The 21,326-nt window shown below is 61.9% G+C and carries 19 protein-coding genes and 1 tRNA gene; 10 read left to right on the forward strand and 10 right to left on the reverse strand.

Translation table 11 applies throughout. The features are described 5' to 3' along the window. Positions 1–13: 13 nt before the first annotated feature. The 5 genes from WFJ47_RS01140 to WFJ47_RS01160 form a co-directional block, all read right to left on the reverse strand. Positions 14–928 (reverse strand): Gfo/Idh/MocA family oxidoreductase, encoded by a 915-nt coding sequence (locus WFJ47_RS01140; RefSeq protein ID WP_336760310.1) that lies wholly within the window; start codon positions 926–928, stop codon positions 14–16. Continuing rightward, positions 925–2,226: a sugar MFS transporter gene (locus tag WFJ47_RS01145; RefSeq protein WP_336760313.1), complete on the reverse strand. Its 1,302-nt coding sequence runs from the start codon at positions 2,224–2,226 to the stop codon at positions 925–927. Before WFJ47_RS01145 ends, WFJ47_RS01140 begins: the two co-directional genes overlap by 4 nt. A 305-nt stretch (positions 2,227–2,531) precedes the next feature. After that, entirely contained in the window at positions 2,532–7,052 is a 4,521-nt protein-coding gene (gltB, locus tag WFJ47_RS01150) for a glutamate synthase large subunit (RefSeq protein ID WP_336760314.1), read from the reverse strand. A 5-nt stretch (positions 7,053–7,057) separates the two neighbouring features. Next, positions 7,058–8,518, reverse strand: a complete 1,461-nt coding sequence (locus tag WFJ47_RS01155) for an NAD(P)-dependent oxidoreductase (RefSeq protein WP_336760316.1) — start codon at positions 8,516–8,518, stop codon at positions 7,058–7,060. 178 nt (positions 8,519–8,696) lie between these two features. Beyond that, a complete protein-coding gene (locus WFJ47_RS01160) occupies positions 8,697–9,626 on the reverse strand; it encodes a complex I NDUFA9 subunit family protein (RefSeq protein ID WP_336760318.1) in 930 nt (309 codons plus the stop codon). A 114-nt stretch (positions 9,627–9,740) separates the two neighbouring features. On the opposite strand from WFJ47_RS01160, the gene WFJ47_RS01165 reads away from it, so the two are divergent. The 7 genes from WFJ47_RS01165 (at position 9,741) to rpoN (ending at position 15,864) form a co-directional block, all read left to right on the forward strand. Beyond that, positions 9,741–9,827, forward strand: a tRNA-Leu gene (locus tag WFJ47_RS01165). Positions 9,828–9,895: 68 nt separating this feature from the next. Continuing rightward, the gene (locus WFJ47_RS01170) at positions 9,896–10,543 is read left to right on the forward strand and encodes a ribonuclease D (protein ID WP_336760320.1); all 648 of its coding nucleotides are present in this window, start codon (positions 9,896–9,898) and stop codon (positions 10,541–10,543) included. A 126-nt stretch (positions 10,544–10,669) separates the two neighbouring features. Continuing rightward, positions 10,670–11,749, forward strand: coding sequence for a KpsF/GutQ family sugar-phosphate isomerase (locus WFJ47_RS01175; RefSeq protein WP_336760321.1), 1,080 nt, complete (start codon positions 10,670–10,672; stop codon positions 11,747–11,749). Continuing rightward, positions 11,746–12,513 carry an LPS export ABC transporter periplasmic protein LptC gene (gene lptC / locus WFJ47_RS01180; protein WP_127101359.1) on the forward strand — a complete coding sequence of 256 codons (768 nt, stop codon included), beginning with the start codon at positions 11,746–11,748 and terminating at the stop codon, positions 12,511–12,513. Before WFJ47_RS01175 ends, lptC begins: the two co-directional genes overlap by 4 nt. Further along, complete coding sequence (locus WFJ47_RS01185; RefSeq protein ID WP_336760639.1) at positions 12,513–13,490, forward strand: LptA/OstA family protein; 978 nt, start codon at positions 12,513–12,515, stop codon at positions 13,488–13,490. The genes lptC and WFJ47_RS01185 overlap by 1 nt, the downstream gene beginning before the upstream one ends. 175 nt (positions 13,491–13,665) lie before the next feature. After that, entirely contained in the window at positions 13,666–14,394 is a 729-nt protein-coding gene (gene lptB / locus WFJ47_RS01190) for an LPS export ABC transporter ATP-binding protein (protein WP_127101531.1), read from the forward strand. 6 nt (positions 14,395–14,400) lie between these two features. Then, on the forward strand, positions 14,401–15,864 hold the full coding sequence (gene rpoN / locus WFJ47_RS01195) for an RNA polymerase factor sigma-54 (RefSeq protein ID WP_336760322.1): 1,464 nt from the start codon (positions 14,401–14,403) through the stop codon (positions 15,862–15,864). Positions 15,865–15,891: 27 nt separating this feature from the next. On the opposite strand, the gene WFJ47_RS01200 is transcribed toward rpoN, so the two are convergent. From WFJ47_RS01200 to WFJ47_RS01210, 3 genes are all read right to left on the reverse strand, one after another. After that, a complete protein-coding gene (locus tag WFJ47_RS01200; RefSeq protein WP_127101363.1) occupies positions 15,892–16,254 on the reverse strand; it encodes a RidA family protein in 363 nt (120 codons plus the stop codon). A gap of 1 nt (position 16,255) precedes the next feature. Beyond that, on the reverse strand, positions 16,256–16,510 hold the full coding sequence (locus tag WFJ47_RS01205) for a DUF1150 family protein (RefSeq protein WP_336760323.1): 255 nt from the start codon (positions 16,508–16,510) through the stop codon (positions 16,256–16,258). 84 nt (positions 16,511–16,594) lie between these two features. Continuing rightward, on the reverse strand, positions 16,595–17,092 hold the full coding sequence (locus tag WFJ47_RS01210; protein WP_127101365.1) for an Hsp20 family protein: 498 nt from the start codon (positions 17,090–17,092) through the stop codon (positions 16,595–16,597). Positions 17,093–17,279: 187 nt separating this feature from the next. On the opposite strand from WFJ47_RS01210, the gene def reads away from it, so the two are divergent. The 3 genes from def to truA are packed head-to-tail and all read left to right on the forward strand — an operon-like array spanning position 17,280 to position 19,525. Next, the gene (def, locus tag WFJ47_RS01215; RefSeq protein ID WP_336760326.1) at positions 17,280–17,825 is read left to right on the forward strand and encodes a peptide deformylase; all 546 of its coding nucleotides are present in this window, start codon (positions 17,280–17,282) and stop codon (positions 17,823–17,825) included. A 4-nt stretch (positions 17,826–17,829) separates the two neighbouring features. Beyond that, positions 17,830–18,744, forward strand: a complete 915-nt coding sequence (gene fmt / locus WFJ47_RS01220; RefSeq protein ID WP_336760328.1) for a methionyl-tRNA formyltransferase — start codon at positions 17,830–17,832, stop codon at positions 18,742–18,744. Next, positions 18,734–19,525 carry a tRNA pseudouridine(38-40) synthase TruA gene (truA, locus tag WFJ47_RS01225; RefSeq protein ID WP_127101371.1) on the forward strand — a complete coding sequence of 264 codons (792 nt, stop codon included), beginning with the start codon at positions 18,734–18,736 and terminating at the stop codon, positions 19,523–19,525. Before fmt ends, truA begins: the two co-directional genes overlap by 11 nt. Positions 19,526–19,567: 42 nt before the next feature. Here the strand turns inward: truA and WFJ47_RS01230 are convergent, their stop codons facing one another. Together WFJ47_RS01230 and dapE are read right to left on the reverse strand one after the other, a co-directional pair. Then, positions 19,568–20,197 carry a hypothetical protein gene (locus tag WFJ47_RS01230; protein ID WP_336760331.1) on the reverse strand — a complete coding sequence of 210 codons (630 nt, stop codon included), beginning with the start codon at positions 20,195–20,197 and terminating at the stop codon, positions 19,568–19,570. Then, complete coding sequence (dapE, locus tag WFJ47_RS01235) at positions 20,194–21,324, reverse strand: succinyl-diaminopimelate desuccinylase (RefSeq protein ID WP_336760333.1); 1,131 nt, start codon at positions 21,322–21,324, stop codon at positions 20,194–20,196. Before dapE ends, WFJ47_RS01230 begins: the two co-directional genes overlap by 4 nt. Between the last annotated feature and the right edge of the window lie 2 nt (positions 21,325–21,326).

A 21,326-nucleotide genomic window follows, 5' to 3' on the forward strand; every position in this document is an offset into this window, starting at 1 on the left:
ATGCCATATTGTGTCAATGTCGGCAGCGCGCTCCATAAGCCAGTGCCTCGCTCACCAGATCGAGCGGTCGAAGATCCAGCGACATCTCTCCCGTGTCGATCAACTGCGCGAAATGGCGATAAACCCCTGCATATTCGCGGCTCTCCTCCAGAGGAATTACGTGCTCTCCCCGGCTCAGATGCGCGCCCCCCTTGGCCAGGCAAAGCGTATCGCCCTCAGGCAGGCTCCAGCGGATCTCCCAGATCTCGCTGTAAGGGTCGTGCCGCCAGTCGAAACTTGCAGTGATCGGACAGGCCGTTCTGCCCCCGGTCAGGCTCAGTTCCGCGCGTGCCGGGGCTTGCTGGTCAGCATAGAAATCCAGGCGCGCCTCCTGAAAAACCACCGGCTCCGCATTGGTTGCGGTCAGGATCGACAGGGCATTGATCCCGGCATCGAAAACACCCAGAGCGCCGGGACGCCACAGCCAGTCCGCACCAGGATGCCATTTATCGGCATTTTCCTTCCATGTGATCGCAATCGAAACGGGGTCGATATCGCTCAGCAGGGACCGTATACGGGGGATGGCCGAGGCATAGATCGAGTGCCACGCCGCGAAAATCGTCACCCCTTCGGAACGGGCCAGATCGCGCAGCGCCTGGGCCTGGGAGCGGGTCAATGTCGGCGGCTTTTCAAGCAGCACATGCCAACCCGCCTCGATCGCTTCTCGAGCGAGCGCATAGCGCCTGTCTGGCGGGGTGCAGATCGCCACGGCATCAACCGCAATTCCGCTCACCATAAGTGCCGCAATGCTTTCGAACACGGGAACCGGCAGGTCGACCGGCACGGGTGAGACCGCAGCGACAAGGTCAAAAGACGGGCTCTGTTTCAGGGCGGGAAGATGCTCATGACGGGCAATATGCCCGACACCGATAACTGCAATACGGATCATGGACGCGGCTCCTGCTGAACGGGGGACCGGGTGCCGGGCACGGAGCCCCAGCGCGCATAAAAGACAAGATAGAGATAGCACGCAAAAGGCAGAAGATAGGACAGGGAAAGCCCGATGCGATCAGCCAGGACTCCCTGGAAAATCGCTGCCGCCCCACCTGCAATCGCCATGATCAGCCAGCCTGCCCCCTGCTCCGTCTGGGGACCAAGTTCGGCGATGCCAAGGGAGAAGATCGTGGGGAACATGATGGAATGGCACAGTCCGGTCAGGATGAGCGCCCACATGGCCACCGGGCCGGATGAGGCGATCACCACGAGAATAAGCAGCGCCCCGGCGAGGCTCACCAGCCCAAGCAGCAGATGCGGGCTGACCCGACGCATCAGCGCGGCGCCAAGAAAACGCCCTGCCATCGCCCCGCCCCAGAAGAAAGCCACGTAATGCGCGGCGTCGGCATGGCTCATATTACCGATCTGCTTCTGGGAGATGAAATTGACCAATGTGCTGCCAATCCCGATCTCACAGATCATGTAGAGGAAGATGGCGGGTACGCCCCAGAACAGGTTGCGGTGCCGCCATACGCTTCCCGGTACGGTTCTGTCTGCATCGGCGTGTTCCGAAGCCGCGCGGCGTCCCGGGTCGATAGCCGGCAGGGGAAAACGCCAGACGATAACGGCCATGATAAGCAGGACAATCGCGATCAGCCCGTAGGGAAGCTGGACCATCTGGGCGTCCTGCACCCGTTGGGTCAAGGAGGCGGCGGCATCGCCCGCGGCATTGTCCTCATGGGAGCGCGCGAAGATCAGCACGCCACCGAAAAGGGGGGCCAGTGTGGTTCCGAGCGAATTGAACGCCTGAACCATGGTGAGGCGGCTGGAGGCGGAAGCCTCGTCACCAATGACCACGACATAGGGGTTGGCCGCGACCTGCAACAGGGTGATGGCCGCTGCGAGAAGAAACAGCGCGACGAGGAAAAACCCGTAGGAGAAGAAGGCACTGGCAGGGATGAAAAGCAGACAGGACACCGCCATGCCGACAAGACCGAGGATGACGGCTCCCTTGTAGCCCAGCGCCGAAACGAGACGCGAGGCCGGGAGGGAAATGACCAGATAACCAAGGTAGAAACAGAACTGCACCAACAGCGAGGCGGTGTAATTCAGCGAGAAGGCCGCCTTGAGATGGGGCACCAGAATATCATTGAGGACGGTTGCAAAGCCCCACATGAAGAACACGCTGGCAAGCAGGGCAAGAGCCGCGACGGAAGACGTCGCCGCTCCGGGTTTTCGGACGGAAGAAAGCATGGACACCCCTGGGATACGGGAATTCCGGCCAAATGGCCGAAGGCATGGCGTCGATGCTAGCGGATGAATTTTATGCAATAAAATAGTTAATGCGGCGTCATATATTCCAATTTGATTATGTAACGTGCGCGACGATGATCCGGGTTATTTGCCTCCATGGTCACGGGCAAGTCGGCAACGCGAAGATGACAAGTCCCGGTCGACGGGTCCAGGGCGTCCCGACGAACAGATCGGGCGCAAAACGACAACAGGGGAGCCGCCCTGAAGCGGCTCCCCTGCTGGCCTTGACCACAGAGCAGCGTCGGTCAGGCCGATAGTGCCTGGTTCGTGCCTGGCAGCTCGTACCCAATGATACGGGCGTAATCCCGTGGCACAACCTGCCAGAACTGCGACAAGACACGGTCCCAACGATGAAGCAGCTCGGCAGCATGGGCGCTGCCCGTCTCATCCGCATGACGCTGAACGAGCCCGCGCAGGGTTTCCTCCCATTCGCTTCCCGCTTCGACACGTCCCCACAGGACGGTATCGGGATTTACACGACCCTCGAAAGCCCCCTCACGGTCAAGCACGAAGGCCATGCCCCCCGTGAACCCGGCTCCGAAATTATCGCCGATATGCCCAAGGATCACGACCGTGCCGCCGGTCATGTACTCGCAGCCATTCGAGCCACAGCCCTCGACCACGGCGGTTGCACCCGAGTTACGCACGGCAAAGCGCTCACCTGCCTGCCCGGCTGCGAAAAGCGACCCGGCGGTCGCGCCATACAGCACGGTATTGCCGATGATCGCATTGTCCTCAGACCGCCATGGCGCAGTGGGGGACGGACGAACGACAATCGTACCACCCGACAGACCCTTGCCCACATAGTCATTGGCATCGCCAACCACGTCGAGCTTGAGGCCCTGAACGGCGAAAGCCCCGAGCGACTGACCCGCCGAGCCACGCAGACGCAGGGTCAGATGTCCCTCGGGCAGGGTCTTCATGCCGAATTTGCGTGTGATCAGCGATGAAACGCGCGTGCCGATAGCGCGATGCGTGTTCTGCACCGTGTAGTGCAGATGCAGCTTCTCGCGATGATCAAAAAGCGGCGTCGCATCGGCGATAACCTGGGCATCAAGCGTTTCCGGCACCTCGTTCCGGCCCTCGCGGGTGCAATAACGCGCGTCCGGTCCCGGATCGGCCTGAACCAGCAGCGAGTTCAGATCCAGATCGTCCAGATAATCCGCACCGCGCGAGACCTGACGCAGCAGATCCGTACGGCCGATGATTTCCTCGACGCTCTTGAAGCCAAGCTCGGCCAGAATGTTGCGCACGTCCTCGGCGATGAAGGAGAAGAGGTTGATCACCTTCTCGGGTGTGCCCTCGAACTTGGCGCGCAGCGCCTCATCCTGAACGCACACGCCCACCGGGCAGGTATTGGAATGGCACTGGCGCACCATGATGCAGCCCATGGCTACAAGGGCCGCTGTGCCGATGCCGAACTCCTCGGCGCCCAGCATGGCCGCCATCACCACGTCGCGCCCGGTCTTGAGACCGCCATCGGTACGCAGGGTCACGCGATGGCGCAGACGGTTGAGTGTCAGCACCTGATTGGCCTCGGTGAGCCCCATCTCCCAGGGGAGACCCGCATATTTGATGGAAGATTGCGGGCTCGCCCCCGTGCCACCGCAATGGCCCGAGATCATGATCGCATCCGCCTTCGCCTTGGCCACGCCAGCGGCAATGGTGCCGATGCCGGTACGGGCCACGAGCTTGACCGTGACAGTCGCCTCCGGATTGATCTGCTTCAGGTCGTAGATGAGCTGAGCCAGATCCTCGATGGAATAGATGTCATGATGCGGCGGCGGCGAAATGAGCGTCACGCCGGGTGTGGCATGGCGCAGCTTGCCGATGAGTTCCGTCACCTTGAAACCGGGTAGCTGCCCGCCCTCACCCGGCTTGGCACCCTGAGCGACCTTGATCTCGATCTCGCTGCAATTATTCAGATATTCCGCCGTGACACCAAAGCGCCCCGAGGCCACCTGCTTGATTTTCGAGCTGGCATTGTCGCCATTCTCGCGCGGCGTGAAGCGCGAGGCGTCCTCACCGCCCTCACCCGAATCCGACTTTGCGCCGATACGGTTCATGGCGATGGCTAGTGTCTCGTGCGCCTCGGGGCTCAGGGCGCCAAGTGAGATGCCTGGCGCCACGAGACGACGGCGAATGGCGGTGATGCTCTCGACGTCTTCCACAGGAATCGGCTCGCGCACGCGACGGAAATCGAGCAGATCGCGCAGAGCGGTCGGCGGCTGACGACGCACGGCATCGGCGTAACGCTTGAACAGCGAGAAGCTGTCAGTCGAGACGGCAGTCTGAAGCATATGGATGAGCTGGCCGCTGAAGGCGTGGACTTCACCCTTGCGACGCAGCTTGTAGAGGCCGCCAATCGGCAGTGCATCTACACCGCCCGCATAGGCCGTTTCATGCGCCTTGAGCGCATTGCGGGCCAGACCGGGCAGACCAATGCCGGAGATGCGCGACGGCATGCCGGGGAAGAACTCGGCCACGAGCGCGCGCGACAGGCCGATGGCCTCGAAATTATAGCCCCCACGATAGGCGGAAACGATGGAGATGCCTGATTTCGACATGATCTTGAGCAGACCCTTGTCGAGGGCCTTGCGATAACGTTCCACCGCCTCACGCAGTGACAGCTCGCCGAACAGGCCACGCTGCAAGCGATCCGCGATGCATTCCTGCGCCAGATAGGGATTGACCGTGGTGGCCCCCACACCCACCGTCACCGCCATGCCGTGCACATCCATCACATCGGAGGAACGGACATTGAGTGAGGTGAAGGTACGCAGGGACTGACGCACGAGATGGATATGCACAGCGGCAGTCGCGAGGATCATCGGGATCGCGACGCGCTCTTCGCTCTGTCCCTCATCAGAGAGGAAGAGATGGGTACAACCGCCCCGCACGTAATCCTCGGCCTCGTGGCGGATACGCGCGATGGCATCGCGCAGCCCGGCCTCGCCATCGGCAGCGCGGAAGGTGCAATCCACCGTCGCGCCATCCTTGCCGCAGAAATTGCGCAGCGCCTCGAACTCACCCGTGGTCAGAACCGGGCTCGGAAGCTGAAGCAGGTCGCATTGCTCAGGCGACTGGTCGAGAATATTGCCCAGATTACCCAGACGCGTGACGAGGCTCATCACGTTCATTTCGCGCAGGGAGTCGATAGGCGGGTTTGTGACCTGGCTGAATCCCTGGCGGAAGTAATGGGCAAGCCCGCGATAGGTGCTCGACAGAACCTGAAGCGGCGTGTCGTCGCCCATCGAGCCGATGGCCTCTGCCGAGGTCTCGACCATGGGGTGGAGAATGGTCTCCATCTCCTCATGGGTCAGGCTCATGGCCAGTTGGCGACGACGCAGCTGGTCGGGGGTGAACAGCACGGGCTCCGCGACATCCGAGCGCACGACCGAGCTGATATTGCGAATATTCTTGGTCCAGGAGGCAAAATCCTGACGCTCGGCCAGGAGATCGAGCAGTTCCTGCGGCGCGTAGAGCTTGGCCTCCTGCAGGTCGAGACCCAGCGTCTCACCCGGCCCGAGGCGCCCCTTCATGCGGGTATTGGCGTCCTGCACGCGTACCATACCGGCTTCGGACCCCACGATAAGCAGATCGTCCTGCGTGATGGTGTAACGCAGCGGGCGCAGACCGGCGCGGTCGAGCCCGGCCACAACCCAGCGTCCATCGGTCGCACAAATGGCGGCCGGGCCGTCCCAGGGCTCCATCACGGCATTGCAATAGGAGAATAGCGCCCGATGCTTGTCGGTCATGGCCGCATTGCCACCAGCGCTTGCGGGCACCATCAACGTCTTGGCCATGGGTGCATCGCGCCCGGCATGGGTGAGCAGTTCGAACACGTTGTCGAACATCGCGGTATCGGAGCCCGCCGCCTGCACGACAGGCTTGAGATCGCCCATATAGGGGTCGAGCTCGGCATTCGCGAGACGCGTCTCGTGGCTGCGCATCCAGTTCACATTGCCCGAAAGCGTGTTGATCTCGCCATTATGCGCCAGACGGCGGAAAGGCTGAGCCAGCTTCCAGGTCGGGAAGGTGTTGGTCGAGTAGCGCTGATGATAGATCGCAAAGCGCGAGACGAAACGCTCATCCAGCAGATCGGGATAGAAATCCGTCAGGTTCTCGGCGAGGAACATGCCCTTGTAGATGAGCGAACGACACGACAGCGAACATACATAGAGATCGACCTGCGCGGCGGCGGCGGATTTCTCGATACGGCGGCGGATCACGTACAGATCGCGCTCGAACTCGGCCTCTGAGCGGTTCAGGCGGTTGCGCACCATGATCTGCTCGATCTCGGGGCGTGTCGCATTGGCCTTTTCACCAATACAGGCGGTGTCGATCGGCACCTGACGCCAGCCATAGATGCCATAGCCGAAATCAAGGATCTCGCTCTCGATGATCGCGCGCCCTGCTTCCTGTGCAGCCAGATCGGTCTTGGGCAGGAAGATCATGCCAACGGCAATACGACCCTCGATATGGTCGTCACCCGCGCTGTGGATGGCCTCGGCGAAGAAATCCTGCGGGATCTCGACATGGATGCCCGCGCCATCGCCCGTCTTGCCATCGGCATCGACCGCACCGCGATGCCAGAGCGCCTTGAGCGCCGCAATACCAGCCAGAACCACGTCACGACGGCGCTTGCCGTCAAGCGCGGCCACCAGCCCGACGCCGCAGGCATCACGCTCCATGGTCGGGTCGTAAAGGCCTTCGAGGGCGCGGACATTGTCCTGATAGGACTGGATGAAGCTCTTCTCGGTCATGGCCCTTACTCCGCCGCCACTGCCTGTGCGGCATGGTCTGATGTCATGCTCTCTGCGCCAGAGAGGAATTGGTGCATTTCGGCTGCAGCCTCGCGACCGTCGCGAATGGCCCAGACAACGAGCGAGGCCCCGCGCACGATATCGCCGCCCGCAAAGACGCCCGGCACGCTGGTCTCGAAGCGCCCCGGCGTGACCTTGAGCGTGCCCCATTTGGTTACCGCCAGCTCAGGCGCATTCCAGTCGCCCGGCAGATCCTCGGGGTCGAAACCCAGCGCCTTGATCACGAGATCGGCTTCGATCACAAAGCTGCTCTCGGGCACGGCTTCGACCGACTGACGGCCGGAGGCATCGGGCAGGCTCAGACGCATCTTGTGGGCGCGCACGCCACTGACGCTGCCATCGCCCAGAAAAGCTTCCGGGCCAGCAAGCCAGGCGAAGTTGACGCCTTCTTCCTCGGCGTTTTCCACTTCCTGAACCGATCCCGGCATGTTGGCGCGGTCACGGCGGTACAGGCACGTCACTTTCTCGGCGCCCTGACGGATGGAGGTGCGTACGCAGTCCATGGCCGTGTCGCCGCCACCGATCACAACCACATGCTTGCCCCTGGCATGGAGCACGGCGTCATCGCCCGGCGTTTCATGATAGCCACGGCGATTGGACGCCGTGAGGAAATCGAGCGCCTGGACCACACCGCCCAGCCCACTGCCCGGCACGGAAACCTCGCGCGAGCGATAAACGCCAGTCCCGAGGAAGACCGCGTCATGCTTTTCACGCAGCGCCTCGAAAGAAAGACCACCCTCGCCTTCCCCGATGGGGGTCGAGAGATGAAAGACGATACCCTGAGCTTCGAGCAGTTCATGCCGACGCGCCAGCACGTGCTTCTCGAGCTTGAAGCTCGGGATGCCATAAACCATCAGACCGCCAATACGGTCGTGGCGATCATAGACATGCACCTGATAGCCCAGTGCGCGCAGCCATTCCGCAGCGGCCAGACCGGCAGGCCCTGCGCCGACCACGCCCACGCTCTGCGCGCGCTCGCGGGACGGCATGCGTGGCTTGACCCAGCCTTGATCGAACGCCGTCTCGGTGATAAATTTCTCGACCGCACCGATGGTAACGCTCTCGAAATCCTTCTGGATGACGCAATTACCCTCACACAGGCGGTCCTGCGGACAGATGCGCCCGCAGATCTCGGGGAAGGTGTTGGTGGCTGAAGAAAGGCGATAGGCCTCCTCGAGACGGTTTTCCGCCGTCAGCTTCAGCCAGTCGGGAATGTTGTTGCCCAGCGGGCAATGAACCGAACAGAAGGGCACGCCGCATTGCGAACAACGGCTGGCCTGACGCTCGGCATGATCCACGGCAAAAGCGCGGTAGATCTCGCCGAAATCTTCGCGGCGCTCCGAGGCGGCACGCTTTTCAGGCATCTCCTGCGGCAATGACACAAATTGCAGCATCCGTTCGGCCACGACACGTTCTCCCCATGGGCAAGCAGACGCCATGAGCGCCGCTTTCAAAACATGACGGACAGGTAAGGCAGGCGGCACACGGGCATAAGTCAGAATTACTTACCTATAACCCGCTTAATCCGCATTTATCTGATAAAATATGCGTTTTGTGTCAGGATAAAGGACCGATACGGTCCTTTCATTTGAGAATAGTTCGCAACACGCTGATTTTTCTCAGATATTCCGGTGCGCGATCATACAGGCTTCGCGGCACGACTCCCAGCGTTTCAAACGACCCTGTCGCTGATGTCACAATATTGTCTTGAGAGAGCATGGCGAGCTGGTCACGCGTCAGCAATTTCCCGGGAAGACGCTCCAAAAGCATCGCCTGGATTTCGGCCAGCCCGTTCGGTACCGACAGCAGGCGGGGCGTGCGTCCAACGGTCTGCGCCACAAAACGCATGATCTCTTCCATAGTGACCTGCTGCGGCCCACCCAGTTCAAAGACACCTGTGTGTTCTCCCGTAAGGCATAGGAAGGCAGCGCGCGCTACGTCCTCCACAAAGACGGGTTGCAGCTTCGTTTGCGGATAATAGACCGGCAGTGCCGGGAGGCATTTCGCCATGAGGGCAAACAGCGTCAGGAAACTGTCACCGGGGCCGAACACCACACTTGGCCGCAAAAGCGCTGCACCGGGAAAAGCCGCCATGACACGACGCTCCCCCTCCGCCTTGCTGCGCCCATAGCGCGATGGCGCATCGGGCGCAGCACCAATCGCCGAGACATGGACGAAACGGGACAGTTTTGCCTCGCTTGCCCGCCGCGCGACATTTTCAGCGGCTTCGACATTCATGCGCTCGAATGTCGTGTGCCCTTTTTCGGTCAGGATCGACACCAGATTGATGGCCGCATCGGCGCCCCGCAGCGCGGCGCGCACGGACTCCTTGTCCGTCACGGAGGCGTAAACCGGCATGATACTGCCCTGCCCCGGTTTCGCCGCCAGCGCCGCGGCTTTCTCCGGTGCGCGGGAGGCCACGCGCACGTCATATCCGACATCGGCAAGCTGGCGCACGAGCGCCCGACCGATAAATCCGTTGCCCCCGAAAACGGTGATGATCGAACGGTCCATGGAAAAAATTCCTCTTTTTTTCAGAGGGGGTGTTGACGCTCCCCGCATCCACCGGTAAACGCCACCTCACCGAACGGGATGCCGAAAAAAAACGGCGACCCGGACAGCCTCTGAGCCCAGATGGCGGAATTGGTAGACGCGCAGGTTTCAGGTACCTGTGTCCGCAAGGACGTGGAAGTTCGAGTCTTCTTCTGGGCACCATACGAAAAACGGAAAAGCCGACGAGAAATCGTCGGCTTCCGTTTTTTCTAGCCCCAGGGTTTCCAGACATGGCCGCACCGAGCGCTTCGATCCATCTCCATGATGGTGATCTCCCCGATGATTTCGATCTGGGTCCGGTGGTCGCAGTCGATACAGAAGCCATGGGTCTCAATCCCCATCGTGACCGCCTGTGCCTCGTGCAGCTCTCTGCAGGCGACGGTGAAGCCCATCTTGTCCAGATCCGCCCCAAATCGCTTGGCGGACGCTATGAGGACTGCCCGAACCTCAAGGCCCTTCTGGCTGATGACAGCGTGACCAAGCTCATGCATTTCGCCCGTTTCGATGTCGCCCTGCTTCAGCATGCGCTCGGCATCACGGTCGCTCCCGTCATCTGCACCAAGATCGCCGCGCGTCTGGTCCGCACCTTCACCGACCGTCATGGTCTGGCCCATCTGTGCCGGGAGCTTCTGGGGGTCGATCTGGCAAAGCAGCAGCAGACGTCTGACTGGGGCTCCCAGATCCTGACCCCTGAACAGTTGAGCTACGCTGCCTCGGACGTCCTGCATTTGCATGCGCTCTGGGCCAAGCTCGAGGCATTGCTGATCCGTGAAGGTCGTCGCGAACTCGCGCAGGCCTGTTACGACTTCCTGCCCGCGCGGGGCCGCCTGGACATTCTCGGCTATGAAGAGCCCGATATCTTCTCGCACCGCGCCTGAATCCCGCGCCGGCACCGCACCTGGCCGGCTTTTCTCGCCCGCAACGTGGTGCGCCGTGCCACAAAATGGCCTCTCGCGGGGCTGCAGGATGATTGACCTCAGCGCAGCAAAGCGGGAAGAGAACGCATGACCGAGCTTCCCCCTTCCGGCTCCCGGACCGTGACCGATAGCGCGCAGGCAGAGCGTCAGGCGCTTGAGAGCGCCCAGGCCACGCTGCAGGCCGAGATCGCCGGACTCTCCGCTCTTCAGGCGGCTCTGGGCATTTCCCCATCCCGAGATTGCGCCCCTTCTGCCGTCGAGGGCGCTGGTCCAGAGACTCTGGCGCGAGGATTCGAGCGGGCTGTAGCGGCCATTTCGGCCATGACAGGCCGGGTCGTCGTTTCCGGGATAGGTAAATCGGGCCATATCGGCCGCAAGATCCAGGCAACTTTCGCCTCGACCGGCACACCGGCTTTTTTCGTCCATCCGGCCGAAGCTGCCCATGGCGATCTGGGCATGATCGACAGCCACGATATCCTGCTGCTGTTCTCACAGTCGGGCGAGACGAGCGAACTTGCGGCATTGCTTGAACATGCGGCGCGCCACGCCCTGCCGGTCATAGGCGTTACCTCATCGCCGAGTTCGACACTCGCCCGCGCGAGCAGCGTCGTGCTCTGCCTGCCTCCTGCGCGTGAGGCCTGTCCGATGGGGCTCGCCCCCACCACCAGCACGATCATGCAGCTCGCACTGGGCGATGCGCTCGCCATCGCCCTTCTGGAAAGACGCGGCTTTACGGCCAATGATTTCGGCGCCTTTCATCCTGGTGGCAAACTGGGCTCGCTGCTGCGCCCGGTGCACAAGCTGATGCATGCGGGTGATGCCCTGCCCCTGGGCACAGCCAGCATGACACTCTCGAACGTCATCATGGAAATGACGCGTAAGGCGTTTGGGTGTATCGGCATCATCGATGAGACAGGGGCTCTGATCGGGCTGGTCAGCGATGGAGATCTACGCCCGGCCCTGACGCGCAACCTCGACACCACGACGGCAGGCGAGATCATGAACCGCGATCCCATTACGACGCGTGGCGACATGCTCGCTCAGGAGGTCATTCATCTCATGACCGCCCGACGCAAGGCGATCAACAGCCTGTTCATTCTCGATGAGGACCGCCGTCCTGTCGGGATCGTCCGCCTCCATGACCTCCTGCGTACGGGGATCGCATGACAGACACGCCGCCCCCCGAAGAACGCAAGAAGCCGCAACGCGACGATTTCTCGCGTGACGCTGCCAAACTCGCGGCGCTGCGCGAAGCCATGCGTGAACAGGGCCAGTCACGGCAGCGCGCGATCCCGACGACCTCGGATCTCGCATCGCGTCGTCGCCTGCTCGACACCGCAAAATGGGCGCTTCCGTTGCTTGCTGCGGTGTTGCTGGGCTCCATTGCGGTCTGGCCTGAAATCGCCCGCTGGCTGAGCGCCAACCGCGCGGTGATGCAGGAAATGGCCCAGATGCGCGTCGAAAGCGGCAATCTGGAGGGCGCGATCTATCGCGGCCTTGATGCCCATGACCGGCCCTATATGATCACCGCACGCGTTGCCCATCAGAACGGGCCGGAACGGATCGATCTGGTTGACCCGGTTGCCGATACGCATATGGCAGGCGGCGGCTGGGCCGAGATCCGGGCGGATAAAGGCGTGTACATGCAGCACGAGCAGACACTCAATCTGACAGGTCATGTCGTTCTGTACCGTGACGACGGCACGCTCCTCAACGGGCTAACGGCCGATATGGACCTGCATCGCAGTGTGATTGCCTCGAATGACTGGGTCCACGCCGAGGGACCATTTGGCATCCTCGACGCGCAAGGCTATTTTATCGACCAGCACGCCAATCTGCTGCAATTTGTCGGGCCCCAGCGTGTCATCCGCAATGACGACCGCCAGGATGCCATGCCGTCTCTTACTTCACCCGCACATAAGGCCCCATGATGCGCCGCCTCCTTCCTGCCCTGACCCTGAGCTCGCTGCTCATGGGACTGCCGGTCCCCGGCGCTTCTATCCTTGGGCTCTCGGCCCAGCATGCCTTTGCCCAGGCGCTGGACATGTCTCATGGTGAGCAGGTGCATATCAGCTCAGCCGGACCGCAGACCTATGATCATGATGCCCAGACGGTGACCTTCGTGGATCAGGCGCGGGCCATTCGTGGCGACGTGACCATCGATGCCGACCAGCTCATCGGGTTCCTGCGCAAGAAGGCACCGGACCCGAACGCCCCCAAACCGGCCGATGACCAACCCCAGGATGGGGAGAAAAAGCCGGGCGATGACGGTGCCATGGGCGGTTCCATGGAGCTTTATCGCATGGAGGCGATCGGCCATGTACATATCTACACGACGACCGATCAGGCCTGGGGCGACAAGGCCCTGTATGACATCGACCAGGCCGTGCTTGTCATGACGGGCAAGGCTCTGAAGCTGACCACGCCTCAGGATGTCATGACCGCGCGTGACGTGATGGAATATCACGCCAATATCCGCATGTCGGTCGGGCGTGGCGATGCCACTGTGACCACCAATGATGGCAAGCGCATCAAGGCGGACGTGCTTGTGGCCTTCAGCAAGGCCGATTCGGCCCCTGCAAACGCGCCGAAATCTCCAGCTCCCGGCGGGGATGGTACGGCGCGCTCCTCGAAGCTCGATCGCGCCTATGCATGGGGTCACGTAATGCTCCGCACCCCCAATGAGACGGCGACAGGCGATCGCGGCGTCTATGTCTTCGACACGGAGATGGCCCGGTTGATCGGCCATGTGCATGTCACGAGCGGACAGAATCAGAATAATGGCGCCTCGGCCATCGTGAACATGAAGACCGGTGTTGCGATCATGAACCCGGCGCCCGGCCAGCGTGTCGAGGGACTTGTGATCCCCAACGAGGCCTCCAGCAGCAAGCCGGGGGATATGCGGTGACGGGAGGCAGCCGCTCCCGGGCGGGCATCTCGGCCCCCACACGTGACTTGACCTTGGGAAGCGCGCGCCTGATGAACAGGGCACTGACTGATTCGGTTGTGAGAAATTTGGGATGAGCGATACCGTGACGAGCAACAGCGAAACCGTCGTGCTGCGTACGGTACGGGACGATCCGATGACCCGCACGGGACTGATCGCCCATGGTATCGGGAAGAGCTACAAAAAGCGTCAGGTCGTGCGCGATGTATCGATTCAGGTGCAACGCGGCGAGGCTGTGGGGCTTCTTGGTCCCAACGGAGCCGGCAAAACCACCAGCTTCTATATGATCGTCGGGCTGGTTCAGCCAGATACGGGCACCATCACCCTCGACGGTGCCGATATCACCCAGTTGCCCATGTATCGTCGCGCGCGTCTTGGCATTGGCTACCTGCCGCAGGAGGCCAGTATCTTTCGCGGGCTGAATGTCGAGCAGAACATCCTCGCCGCGCTCGAGGTGGTGGAACCCGATTACGACCGGCGCCAGACCATGCTGGACGGGCTTCTGGCAGAGTTTGGTATCTCGCATCTGCGTCACTCGCCCTCGCTCGCACTCTCGGGTGGTGAACGCCGCCGTCTCGAAATTGCCCGCGCGCTTGCAAGCCAGCCCAACTACATCCTGCTCGACGAACCTCTGGCCGGTATTGATCCGATTGCTGTGGGTGAAATTCGTGACCTCGTCTCGCATCTCAAGGATCGCGGGATTGGCGTGCTGATTACCGATCATAACGTTCGCGAAACCCTTGAGGTCATCGACCGGGCCTATATCATGCATTCCGGTCAGGTGCTGATGGAAGGCATCCCGGAGGAGATCGTTGCGAATGAGGACGTGCGTCGCGTCTATCTGGGAGAAAACTTCTCCCTCTGATCGTTGATGTCGCGGCTTACTCTCCAGCCGCGCCAAACGACCGGGCTCGTCATGACGGCCGAGTTGCAGCAGGCGATCGGCCTCCTGCAGCTCTCCAATCAGGAGCTTCTGTCAGAGCTCACTCTGGCGGCCGAATCCAACCCGCTGCTCATTGTCTCTCCTCCCGCACCCGATGCTCCGATGCAGGAAGCGCCCCTCGCCCACGCGGAAGAGGCGCGCGCAGGAGATCTCCCTCCCGACTGGGACCCGGAGATGTTTCCCGCAGAACTGTCCCACTGGGATGATGAGCCTCTCCTGCGCCATGGCACGTTTGACAGCGAGGACCAGGCCGGCCTCGAACCCAGAGCCTCGGGTCCCTCTGCTCTTACCCTGATTCTCGAACAGATCAGGCGGGCCTTTCCCAGTTCGGCCGAACGCGCCATCGCCCTGGCTCTTCTGGAAGCGCTCGACGAAAACGGGCGACTGGAATGCACGCCGCAGAGCCTCGTTGCAACGCTGGGCTGCACTTTGGCAGAGCTTGAGGCGGTACGGGGGCAGATGCTGCAATTCGACCCGGCGGGCTGTTTTGCCCTCACCCTTGCCGAATGCCTGGCCGCACAGTTTCGCACGCAGAACCGCTATGACCCGGCTGTGGCACGCCTGCTCGATCATCTCGACTGGCTGGCGCGGGGCGAGCATGATCGGCTGCGCAAAACCTGCGGGTTGGACGAAAGCGATTATGCAGATCTGCTTCGCGAACTGCGTGGCCTGGACCCACGTCCCGGCGCCGGACTGGCAGAAATCCGCAATGGCGGAGACGACGCATCGCGTGACCCGTCCGGGCAGGCCGCGCCTGATGTTCTGATCACACTGGTGCGGAATACCCCCGTTGTAACGCTCAACCCAGCGACATGGCCCCGCCTGGACATCGACGAAGCGCTTTACAGGCGGCTGCTGGAAGGCAGAGACTCAGACCGTTCCTACGCTCAGGAAAAACAAGGCGAGGCCAGAACCCTGCTACGCGCTGTGGAGCAGAGAGCCCGATCCCTCCTCCTGATCTGTCAGGCTGTGGCCCAGCATCAATGCCTTTTCCTCGGCGACGGTATAAGCGCCTTGCGCCCCCTCACCCTTGCACAGATCGCCAGTGCCACGGGCCTCCATGAAAGCACAGTAAGCCGGGTTACCGCGACGCGCCTGGTCGAGACACCTCAGGGCGTTCTTCCGTTACGACGCTTCTTCTCGACCGCCTTGGGGGAGGAGACGGAACAGACGAGCGCCGATGCCATCAAGGTGCGCATTCGCCAGATCCTGAATGCCGAAAGCCCGGACGCGATATTGTCGGACGACGCCGTAACGGCGAGCCTTCAGTCAGAAGGAATTGCCATCCAGAGGCGCACGGTCGCGAAATATCGCGAAGCCCTTGGCATCGCTGGATCGGCCCAGCGCAGACGGGATCAGAAACTCAAGGCTACTCTCACACTCCGTGGGTGACGAAGCTCTTCCCGCGAGGACTCCGCTTCAGAGAGCGGCGATGGCCGTGATTTCGACCAGCCAGGCCGAGTTGACGAGACGTGCCTCGACTGTGGCGCGGGCTGGCTTGTGATTATGGTCCAACCAGGCATCCCAGGCCCGATTCATGCCGTCGATGTCAGTGATATCAGTCAGGAAAATCTGAACCGAAAGCAGGCGTGTCTTGTCCGTTCCGGCCTCAGCCAAAAGCGCGTCGATCTGGCGCAGGATATCGGCCGTCTGACCCTCCGTATCAAGCGAAGCGTCATCGGCCACCTGCCCGGCCAGATAAAGCGTGTTGCCGTGACGGACTGCGCCGCTCAGACGATTCTCTTCTGCAAAGCGCTGGATATCGACGGAATGATGGCTCATCTCAGTGGACCCAGGCCGGAATCATCTCATGGTCGACGATCGCCTCAAAAGCGCTCGACCGGTCTTCTGCAAGCGCCATGGGCGTTCCGTCAGCCGCGTGAATGGCAAACGCGGCTTCTCCCTCATAGACAACCGGCTTGACATAGGCCACGCGGCTCATCCCGAATTCCTTGAGATCCTGATGAGTCATGCGCCGCAGGTCGGACAAGGGAGCCTGCTTGGCACCCATCTCTTCATCGCGCAGGGTTTTGGTCATACTGCTTACTTTCTTTCAGATCGGACAGGTAACCCGCCCGAAAGGGCCATACAGCCCGAAACACTTATAGGCCCTGATCCAGGTTTATTCATCGTCAAGATCGCGAATGGCGCGGCTGCGCCGTGGCTTGGGCATCTCAATATGGGTCGCTCGTGCCACAGGGTGCTCGCGCCGTCCGGCACTGATCTCGATGCGTTTGACGCGCACCTCCGGCTGAGGTCGGAAGAGATCGATATGGAGCAGCCCGTTATCCAGCCAGGCTTCCCCGACCTCGATATTCTCGGCCAGAACGAAGGCCTTCTGAAATTGACGTGCCGCAATACCTCGATGAAGGAAAACCCGACCCTGGCTGTCATCGGTCTGACGGCCGCGTATCACGAGCTGGTTGTCTTCTTGGGTGATATGCAGATCGTCCATCACAAACCCTGCAACGGCAAGGGTGATGCGTAGCGTCGTCTGGTTCAGCTGCTCGATGTTATAGGGCGGATAGCCGTCGGAAGCAGTTTTGGACGCGCGCTCGAGCATCTGCTCGAGGTGGTCGAAACCGAGAAACATGGGTGACGTAAACAGACGGCCTGACATGCAGCCTCCTCTAGGAGCGAGACATAAGGGAGATCTTGCCCGAATGCGGCGCAGGATCACTTTCCCGATATGGGCATGTTTGGCGCGCGCTGCAAGCGCGTGAGCCCCTGCAATCCCATGAAGTTTCGCTGGGTTAGCGCCTTTAGAACTGGTTTTCTCAGGACCGACTCGTTACATCCGCAGCATCATGACAGCCCTCTCCTTCCTCACGGACATCGAGTCCATCGCCCCGACACCGATCCTGGTCGCCCCCCAGCCTGTCCTGCGTGCGGTCGCGCGCGAGGTCACGGCGGATGACATGGCGCTGGTGAAGTCCCATCTGCCCGGCATGTTTTCTGCCATGTACAAGGCGCCGGGCATCGGGCTTGCCGCCCCGCAAATCGGACTCGGACTGCGTTTTGCGCTGGTCGACGTGTCCGATGAGGGTGAGCGCAATCCGATGGTACTGATCAACCCTGAGATCATCGAGGAATCCGAGCAGCTTGCCGCGCGCGAGGAGGGCTGCCTCTCTCTGCCCAATCAATATGCCGAGGTGATTCGCCCGGTCAGCGTGCGGATGCGTTATCGTACGCTAGAAGGGGCCATCGAAGAGATGGAAGCGGACGATCTCCTCGCGACCTGCCTGCAGCACGAGATCGATCATCTGGACGGCATTCTCTTCGTCGATCACCTGTCCAAGCTCAAGCGCAACATGATCATGCGCCGCCTCGCCAAGGAACAGAAAGGGCGCTGATATCATGCGCGTGGTCTTCATGGGGACGCCGGACTTCTCCGTGCCGGTCTTCGAGGCGCTTCGGGCCGATGGGCACGAGATCGTGGCAGTCTATACCCAGCCGCCCCGCCCGGCTGGGCGGGGCAAGGCTCTGCGTGCCTCTCCGGTCCAGAATGCCGCAGAGCGCGCAAACATCGTCGTGCGCACGCCCATGCGCGTGAGAAATAATGAGGAAGAGTTGGCCTTTTTCGAGGCGCTCGAGGCCGACATCGCCATCGTGGTCGCCTATGGGCTTATCCTACCTCAACGCATGCTCGACGCCCCCAAAAAAGGCTGCCTGAACATCCATGCCAGCCTGCTGCCCCGCTGGCGGGGGGCCTCGCCCATTCAGTCCGCCCTGCTCGCAGGCGACGCGCGTAGCGGTGTCGCGATCATGCAGATGGATGCCGGGCTCGATACGGGCGACGTGTTGGCCGAAGCCGCCGTCGATCTCGGTCCCGATGAAACCGCTGCCACTCTCCATGATCGTCTCTCCTATCTCGGTGCAGAGTTGCTGATCGAGACCCTGCGCCGACCGTTCATCCCCACGCCCCAGCCGGGTGACGGCGTAACCTATGCCGAGCGCCTGACGCGCGAGAGCGGGCGCATCGACTGGTCCAAACCAGCAGTGGTCATCGACCGTCAGATACGGGGGCTCACGCCCTGGCCCGGGGCCTTCACCACGCAGGATGGCGTGGTGCTCAAGATCGGCCAGGCACGCCTCGTCTCTGCCACGTCCCCGTTCCCGCCCGGAACGGTGCTCGATGACGCCCTGACAATTGCCTGCGGCGAAGGGGCATTGCAGATCCTGACTCTGCAGCGTCCGGGCAAGGCAATGATGAAGGCCACGGATTATCTGCGTGGCACGCCCGTGACCAGAGGATCGATCCTTGGTTCATGACGGCCCCGCCCCGGGCTATCGCCGCTGGGCGCTGAAGATCGAATATGACGGGACCGGTCTGGTCGGCTGGCAGAGGCAGGAGAACGGCCTCTCCGTTCAGCAATTGTTGGAAGAAGCTGCCTCCAAACTGGTTGGCGATGCGCCTGTCATGAGCGCCACTGCGGGGCGCACCGATGCGGGGGTTCATGCCTCGGCCATGGTGGTTCAGCTCGACCTGCCCGAACAGGACAGGCTCGACGCCCGACAGATCCGGGACGGGATCAGCTTCCATCTCAAGCCACATCGTGTCGCCGTGCTCGCTGCTGCTGCGGCGCCGGAGGGCTGGCATGCCCGGTTTTCGGCGATCTGGCGCCGCTATCGCTATACTATCCTGAACCGGCCGACACGCCCGGTACTGGATGCCGATCATGTCTGGCATGTAAGGCGACCGCTCGATGAGGTATTGATGCATGAGGCAGCACAAAGCCTGCTGGGCCGGCATGATTTCTCGTCCTTCCGGGCCGCCTCCTGTCAGGCGAGCAGCCCCATCCGGACCCTCGATGTTCTGGATGTGACGAGAGAAGGGCTCTCTCTGCATATCGATGTGCAGGCTCGCTCATTCCTGCATCATCAGGTGCGTAACCTCGCAGGATCACTGCAGATGATCGGCAGCGGGCAATGGCCTGTCGAACGACTGCGAGAGGTGCTCGACGCCTGCGACCGGCGTCAGGCGGGACCGACCGCCCCGTCGGAAGGTCTCTGCCTCGTCGCCGTCGGGTATGAAAGCGACCCCTTCGTCTGACCCGACAACCTTGCTGCGGCATTCAGGCGAAGACGCGCCCCATCACGGCTTGGGCAAAGGGCCCATGATTTCCTTCAGCGCGTTGTAATGCGGCGGCAAAAGAGCCGCGATCAGGTAAAGCGCGGCAACGGCACCGTTGATCAGAACGACCAGAAGCGCGGCCTTGCCCCCCGTGATCTCCAACCCTGCACGAGCGACAAACCAGGCCAGCCAGAGTTCATAGAGTTCCACGCCGATCATGACACCGGCGAGGGCAGAGCGCGACGTCGCCATCCCCGGCATGATGATCTGCATCACGCAGAGCACGATGAGGGAGAGCACCATCGGGAGCCAGCTGCTCCAGAGAAGCGCCGTGGCATAACGCGGCCAGACCGCCTCACGAGACCAGAAGCGCGCCATGAGCTGAGATACGACCAGGCGGGTCAGCAATGCGGTCACCAGGATCAGAATCTTGGTGATCTCGACCGCATTATAGCCCTGCACGAACTCGGAAAGCGCAAGGACGATAAACAGGGCCGCACTGGGCGCGATGGCAGCGAGCAACGCCTCGGGCGTATTGCGGAATGCGTCGATACCCTGTTTGTCGCCACGGCCAAGCTGCATCACCCCGCGCATGATACGCGCGGCCGCCGCAGCGGGAGTTTCATTCTGTTTGGAAGAGCCGGAGTTCACAATCCGAATGCCTCTAGATAGTCGCGATAGATCAGGGTCAGTGCCTGCAGATCAGCAATGGCCACACATTCATCCGCCTTATGCATGGTCGCCCCAACCAGACCGAATTCCGCCACGGGACAATACGCGGCGATAAAGCGGGCATCGGACGTGCCGCCACCCGTGTCGAGACGCGGCTCGCGTCCGGTGTGACGCGCCACCACCGATGCGAGCGCGTGCACCGCAGGGCCCGGCTCCGTCAGAAAGGCTTCACCGCTGATACTCGCCTCGACGTGGCCCTCAGGGGCATGCTCGGCAACAACCGCTTTGATCCACGCCACGAGATCCTCACCGCGATGCTCGGTATTGAAGCGGATATTGAGCAGCGCGGTCGCGCGGCTCGGAATCACATTGGTCGCCGTATTCCCTACATCCACGCTCACCACCTGAAGCGATGACGGTGCGAAATGGGCGTTACCCTCATCCAGCACGCGCGTGGTCAAAACGCTCAGGGCCGGCAGCAGGCGATGGATCGGATTATCGGCCAGGTGAGGATAAGCCACGTGGCCTTGCACGCCATCGACCGTGATGAGCGCGTTCAGGCTGCCGCGTCGGCCGATCTTGATCACCTCGCCCAAGGCATCGGGGTTGGTGGGCTCGCCCAGCAGGCAGAAATCGGGGATATGCCCCCTCTTCTGCATCCATGGCAGGACAATCTTGGTACCGTGCAGCGCCGGGCCTTCCTCGTCTCCCGTAATCAGAAGGCTGACCGCCCCCTTGAGTGGGCGGTCGGCCTGAAGGGCCGATACTGCCGCGATGAAAGCGGCAATGCCACCCTTCATATCGGCAACGCCCCGTCCATACAGCATGCCCCCTGCGCGCTGGGCACCAAACGGATCATGCACCCAGCCCGGACCGGGGGGAACGACATCCGTATGACCGGCGAAACACAGATGCGGACCGCTCTCGCCCATTCGGGCAAAGAGGTTGGGCGTCTGGGCGCCCTCCGGGCCGGAATCGACCCGCTCGACAGAAAAACCGAGCCCCGCCAGGGTGCGCGTCAGCAGGGCCATGGCCCCATCATCGGCCGGGGTGACGGAGCGACAGGCGATGAGCTGCTCCGCCAGGGAAACGACGTCGATCGACACGA

The organism is Asaia sp. VD9, assembly GCF_037150015.1.
Classification (GTDB): domain Bacteria; phylum Pseudomonadota; class Alphaproteobacteria; order Acetobacterales; family Acetobacteraceae; genus Asaia.

Bases quoted from the DNA above. Each gene is read 5' to 3' on its own strand.
- WFJ47_RS01140 (WP_336760310.1), bottom strand. From the start codon at position 928: ATGATCCGTATTGCAGTTATCGGTGTCGGGCATATTGCCCGTCATGAG.
- WFJ47_RS01145 (WP_336760313.1), bottom strand. From the start codon at position 2,226: ATGCTTTCTTCCGTCCGAAAACCCGGAGCGGCGACGTCTTCCGTCGCG.
- gltB (WP_336760314.1), bottom strand. From the start codon at position 7,052: ATGACCGAGAAGAGCTTCATCCAGTCCTATCAGGACAATGTCCGCGCC.
- WFJ47_RS01160 (WP_336760318.1), bottom strand. From the start codon at position 9,626: ATGGACCGTTCGATCATCACCGTTTTCGGGGGCAACGGATTTATCGGT.
- WFJ47_RS01170 (WP_336760320.1), top strand. From the start codon at position 9,896: ATGGCCGCACCGAGCGCTTCGATCCATCTCCATGATGGTGATCTCCCC.
- WFJ47_RS01175 (WP_336760321.1), top strand. From the start codon at position 10,670: ATGACCGAGCTTCCCCCTTCCGGCTCCCGGACCGTGACCGATAGCGCG.
- lptC (WP_127101359.1), top strand. From the start codon at position 11,746: ATGACAGACACGCCGCCCCCCGAAGAACGCAAGAAGCCGCAACGCGAC.
- WFJ47_RS01185 (WP_336760639.1), top strand. From the start codon at position 12,513: ATGCGCCGCCTCCTTCCTGCCCTGACCCTGAGCTCGCTGCTCATGGGA.
- lptB (WP_127101531.1), top strand. From the start codon at position 13,666: ATGACCCGCACGGGACTGATCGCCCATGGTATCGGGAAGAGCTACAAA.
- rpoN (WP_336760322.1), top strand. From the start codon at position 14,401: ATGTCGCGGCTTACTCTCCAGCCGCGCCAAACGACCGGGCTCGTCATG.
- WFJ47_RS01200 (WP_127101363.1), bottom strand. From the start codon at position 16,254: ATGAGCCATCATTCCGTCGATATCCAGCGCTTTGCAGAAGAGAATCGT.
- WFJ47_RS01205 (WP_336760323.1), bottom strand. From the start codon at position 16,510: ATGACCAAAACCCTGCGCGATGAAGAGATGGGTGCCAAGCAGGCTCCC.
- WFJ47_RS01210 (WP_127101365.1), bottom strand. From the start codon at position 17,092: ATGTCAGGCCGTCTGTTTACGTCACCCATGTTTCTCGGTTTCGACCAC.
- def (WP_336760326.1), top strand. From the start codon at position 17,280: ATGACAGCCCTCTCCTTCCTCACGGACATCGAGTCCATCGCCCCGACA.
- fmt (WP_336760328.1), top strand. From the start codon at position 17,830: ATGCGCGTGGTCTTCATGGGGACGCCGGACTTCTCCGTGCCGGTCTTC.